The 4,217-nt window shown below is 72.5% G+C and carries 5 protein-coding genes; 4 read left to right on the top strand and 1 reads right to left on the bottom strand.

Annotation, left to right across the window (positions count from 1 at the left end):
• The 3 genes from FV222_RS18720 to FV222_RS18710 all read left to right on the top strand — a co-directional run.
• On the top strand, positions 1 to 223 hold a 223-nt coding region (locus FV222_RS18720; RefSeq protein ID WP_281406895.1), incomplete at its 5' end, for a nucleotide-binding domain containing protein.
• A gap of 219 nt (positions 224 to 442) precedes the next feature.
• Positions 443 to 1,423, top strand: coding sequence for a D-erythronate dehydrogenase (gene denD / locus FV222_RS18715; RefSeq protein ID WP_147815366.1), 981 nt, complete (start codon positions 443 to 445; stop codon positions 1,421 to 1,423).
• Positions 1,424 to 1,516: 93 nt separating this feature from the next.
• Entirely contained in the window at positions 1,517 to 3,382 is a 1,866-nt protein-coding gene (locus FV222_RS18710) for a glycoside hydrolase family 15 protein (protein WP_147754354.1), read from the top strand.
• Positions 3,383 to 3,456: 74 nt separating this feature from the next.
• Here the strand turns inward: FV222_RS18710 and dut are convergent, their stop codons facing one another.
• Positions 3,457 to 3,930 (bottom strand): dUTP diphosphatase, encoded by a 474-nt coding sequence (dut, locus tag FV222_RS18705; protein WP_147763970.1) that lies wholly within the window; start codon positions 3,928 to 3,930, stop codon positions 3,457 to 3,459.
• Between the two features lie 99 nt (positions 3,931 to 4,029).
• Between dut and FV222_RS18700 the strand changes: the two genes are divergently transcribed.
• Positions 4,030 to 4,217: DUF429 domain-containing protein (locus FV222_RS18700; protein WP_147815365.1), on the top strand; the 188-nt coding region annotated here is incomplete at its 3' end.

Below are 4,217 nucleotides of genomic sequence, written 5' to 3'. Positions count from 1 at the left end.
CCTCGTCGCCCGCGGCGTCCGCCGCCTCGTCGTCGCCGGCGGCGAGACCTCCGGGGCGGTGGTCGACCACCTCGGGCTGAAGGCCTTCCTGCTCGGGCCCGAGATCGCCGCCGGCGTGCCGGTTCTGCGCACCGCCGGCGGCGACCCGATGCTGCTGGCGCTGAAGTCCGGCAACTTCGGCGGTCGCGACTTCTTCCTGCGCGCCCTCGACCTGATGCGGTGAGCGGGGTTCTCTTACCGGCTGCCCGTTTCACCACCGTCGTTCCAGGGCTGCGAAGCAGAGCCCGGAACCCAGAGCCGCCGAGGCGGCAAGGTCCGGCACCGCCGGCGGTTCTGGATTCCAGGCTCGCCCATGGCGCCCCGGAATGACGGTGGTGAAACGGCTGGCCGGAGGATCGGCGCACCCAATCCCATCGTCAGCCCACCGCCCAAGGAGCTTCCCATGCACGCCCTGATCCTCGGCGCCGCCGGCATGATCGGCCGCCGCCTCACCAAGGCCCTGGTCGCATCGGGCACCGTCGGCGACCACCCGCTCGACGCGCTCACCCTGATCGACGTGGTCCAGCCCGACGCGCCCGCGGGTTTTGCCGGCACCGTCCGCACCGAGGCCGCCGACCTCACCGCGCCGGGGGCGGCGGACGCGGCGATCGCCGGGCGCCCGGGCATCGTGTTCCACCTTGCAGCCGTGGTCTCGGGCGAGGCGGAGGCGAACCTCGAGCTCGGCTACCGGGTCAACCTCGACGGCACCCGCCTGCTGCTCGACGCGATCCGCCGCGCGCATGCGGCGGACGGCTACCGGCCGAAGGTGGTGTTCACCTCCTCGCTCGCGGTGTTCGGGCCGCCGCTGCCGCCGGTGATCGGCGACGACTGGATCGTCACGCCGGCCTCCTCCTACGGCACCCAGAAGGCGATGGGCGAATTGCTGCTCGCCGACTATTCCCGCCGCGGCTTCCTCGACGGCATCTCCTTACGGCTTCCGACGATCTGCGTGCGCCCGGGCAAGCCGAACAAGGCGGCGTCCGGCTTCTTCTCCGGCATCATCCGCGAGCCGCTGGCCGGCCGGCCGGCGATCCTGCCGGTGCCGGACACCGTGCGGCACTGGTTCGCCAGCCCCTCAGCCGCCACCGGCTTCCTGCTCCACGCGGCCGGGCTCGACTTCGGCCGCCTCGGCCTGCGCCGGTCGCTGACGCTGCCGGGCGTGTCGGCCACCGTGGCGGAGGAGATCGAGGCCTTGCGCAAGGTCGGCGGCGACAAGGCGGTCGCCCTGATCCGCCGCGAGCCCGACGACGCGGTCGCGCGCATCATCGAGACCTGGCCCGAAGCCTTCGCCACCGACCGCGCGCACGCGCTCGGCTTCACCGCCGACGCCTCGTTCGACGCGATCGTCGCCGAGCACGTCGCGGAATTCCACGCCGGGGCGTGAGCCCGCATTATAAACCTATGTGACATTTCGTCGGGCGCGGTCGAACCGGGCGGGCGGCGCGTTAGAACGGGTCGAGCCCCCGGGAAACGCATCTTGTATAAACCCATCGAAGACTACGCCGTCATCGGCGACACCCACTCGACCGCGCTGATCGCCCGCGACGGCTCGGTCGACTGGCTGTGCTGGCCGCGGCACGACTCCCCGGCCCTGTTCCTCGCGCTGCTGGACGACGACAAGGGCGGCTCCTGCCGCATCGCGTTCGAGGGCCTGCGCTCGACTTCGCGGCGCTACCTGCCCGAGACCAACGTGCTGGAGACGACCTTCGTCACCGAGACCGGCAGCGCCCGGCTCGTCGACGTGATGCCGGTCAACCCGCCGACCCCCGAGCCCGAGGAGGGCCCCGACGGCGAGGGCGAGAGCCGGCTCGTCCGCCTGCTCACCTGCCTCGACGGCCACGTCGCCGGGCGCTTCACCGTGCGCCCGACCTTCGACTACGCTCGCTGCGACGGCATCCCAATCGCCGACGGCGCCACGGTGCTGTTCGAGGCCGGCAAGCAGCGGCTGCGCGTCAACGCCGCGCCGGAGCCGAGCCTCGACGGCGCGATCGCCGAGAGCCGGTTCGCCCTCGGTGCGGGGGAGACCGCCTACCTCGTGCTCACCCACGGCGAGGACGGCGAGCGCGCCGCGATCGACGACTTCGCCGGCGCCGAGAGCCGCGCCGAGGCCACCATCGACTACTGGCGGCGCTGGAGCGACCGCTGCACCTATCACGGCCCCTATCGCGACGCGGTCCTGCGCTCGGCGCTCTGCCTCAAGCTGCTGACCTACTCGCCGACCGGCGCCATCGTCGCAGCCGCCACGGCCGGCCTGCCCGAGGCGGTGCCGGGCAACCGCAACTACGACTACCGCTTCACCTGGATGCGGGACGCGACCTTCACGGTCACCGCCTTCGTCATGCTCGGCTACGTCCGCGAGGCCTCCGAGTTCCTGCGCTTCCTGCGCGAGGCGGACGGGAGCTTCGGCCGCGACACGAAGCTGCTCTACGGCATCGCCGAGGCGATGCCGCCGGAGGAGGAGCTCGACCACCTCTCGGGCTGGCGCGACGTCGGGCCGCCGCTCGTCGGCAACGCCGCCGAGGGCCAGGACCAGCACGACATCTACGGCGAGCTGATCCGGGCGCTGTGCGTCTTCCTCGAAGCGGTCGACTACGACCCGCCGGAGAAGGTCAACGATCGCCTGCCGGAGGTGCTCGACAACCTCACCCGCCGCGCCATCGCCTGCCGCGACGCGGCCGACGACGGCATCTGGGAGCTGCGCACCGGCCCGCGCCAGCAACTCCACACCAAGGCGATGCTGTGGGTGGCGCTGAACGACGCCGCCCGGATCGGCCGCAACATCGAGGGCGTCGCGCCGGAGAAGATCGAGACCTGGGAGCGGATCGCCGCCGAGATCCGTGCCGACTACCTGGAGAAGGCCTGGAACGAGGAGCGCCAGGCCTTCACCGGCGCCTACGGCTCGCACCACCTCGACGCGGCGGTGCTGCGCGCGGCCCTGTTCGGGGCGATCGACCCGAGCGACCCGCGCCTGCGCAAGACGCTCGCCGCGATCGAGGACGAGCTCGGCGTCGGCGACCTGATCTACCGCTATCGGATGGACGACGGGCTCGCCGGAGACGAGGGCACGTTCACGGCCTGCGCGTTCTGGCGCGTCGGATGCTTGGCGCTGGACGGCCGCACCGGCGAGGCCAAGGCCGCGTTCGAGCGCCTGCTGGCACGGGGCAACGACGTCGGCCTGTTCGCCGAGATGATCGACCCGAAGACCGGCGAGCAGCGCGGCAACACCCCCCAGGGCTTCTCGCACATGGCGCTGATCAACGCGGCCCTCCGCCTGCAGGACACGATCGGCCGTTTTGGGCTTCCCGAAGAGGGCTGCGCCGCGGTGAAGGCGGCGGCGGAATAGGCTTACAAACTGGGCTTGCGACCGGCCGCCCCCTCTTTCCTCCCCCTTTGCGGGGAGGGAAGCGCGCATGTCCATCACCGCCCACTCGATCCGAACCCGCCACCACCCCGCCCGGACGCCGTCTCGTCCGCCTCGAAGACCACCAAGCGCGGCCGTGCGACGCGCGTAAAAACCAGTTGCGCGATGCGGTCCCCCGGCGCGATCTGGATCGGGTCGCCCGTCGGGTTGCGGTTCCAGGCCGAAACCATTAGCGGGCCCTCGTAGTCGGCGTCGATCACCCCGGTGCCGTTGCCGAGCACCAGGCCGGCGCGATGGCCGAGGCCGGACCGGGGAACGACGAGTCCGCACCAGTCGGGATCGCGGATCAGCACGGCGAAGCCCGCGGGGATCAGCACCGGGGCGGCCTGCGGCGCGAGGTCGAGGGGCGCGTCGAGGCAGGCGTGGAGGTCGAGGCCGGCGGCCTGCGCCGAGCCCCAGCGGGGAAAGCCCCAGCCCGCCAGCCGCGGATCGAGCCCGCGGATGCCGACCTCGGGGAGCCCGGCGCTCACGGACGACGCTCGGTCATGGCGGCCCTTTTCGTTTGCACGGCGGTCGGTCAGACGAACGCGCCGATACCGTTCCCCGGACGGCGAGACAAGGAGGCCGGCATGGCGCGCTGGATCGCGGGACTCGACGGCTGCCGCGGCGCCTGGGCGGGGCTGCTGCTCGACCTCGACGACCCAGGCCGCCACCGGGCGGCCCTGTTCGAGACCGTCGCCGCCTGCCTCGACGGACCGGAGGCGCCGGTCTCGGTCGGGATCGACGTGCCGATCGGCCTGCCCGACCGCGCGACGGC

The sequence above is a fragment of the Methylobacterium sp. WL103 genome, assembly GCF_008039885.1.
Taxonomy (GTDB): Bacteria; Pseudomonadota; Alphaproteobacteria; order Rhizobiales; family Beijerinckiaceae; genus Methylobacterium; species Methylobacterium cerastii.
The sequence above is the reverse complement of the archived record's forward strand: the minus strand, read 5'-3'. Positions and strand labels throughout refer to the sequence as shown.

What these genes read in the sequence shown, in the direction of transcription:
- denD (WP_147815366.1), top strand. Translation starts at nt 443, where the DNA reads ATGCACGCCCTGATCCTCGGCGCCGCCGGCATGATCGGCCGCCGCCTC.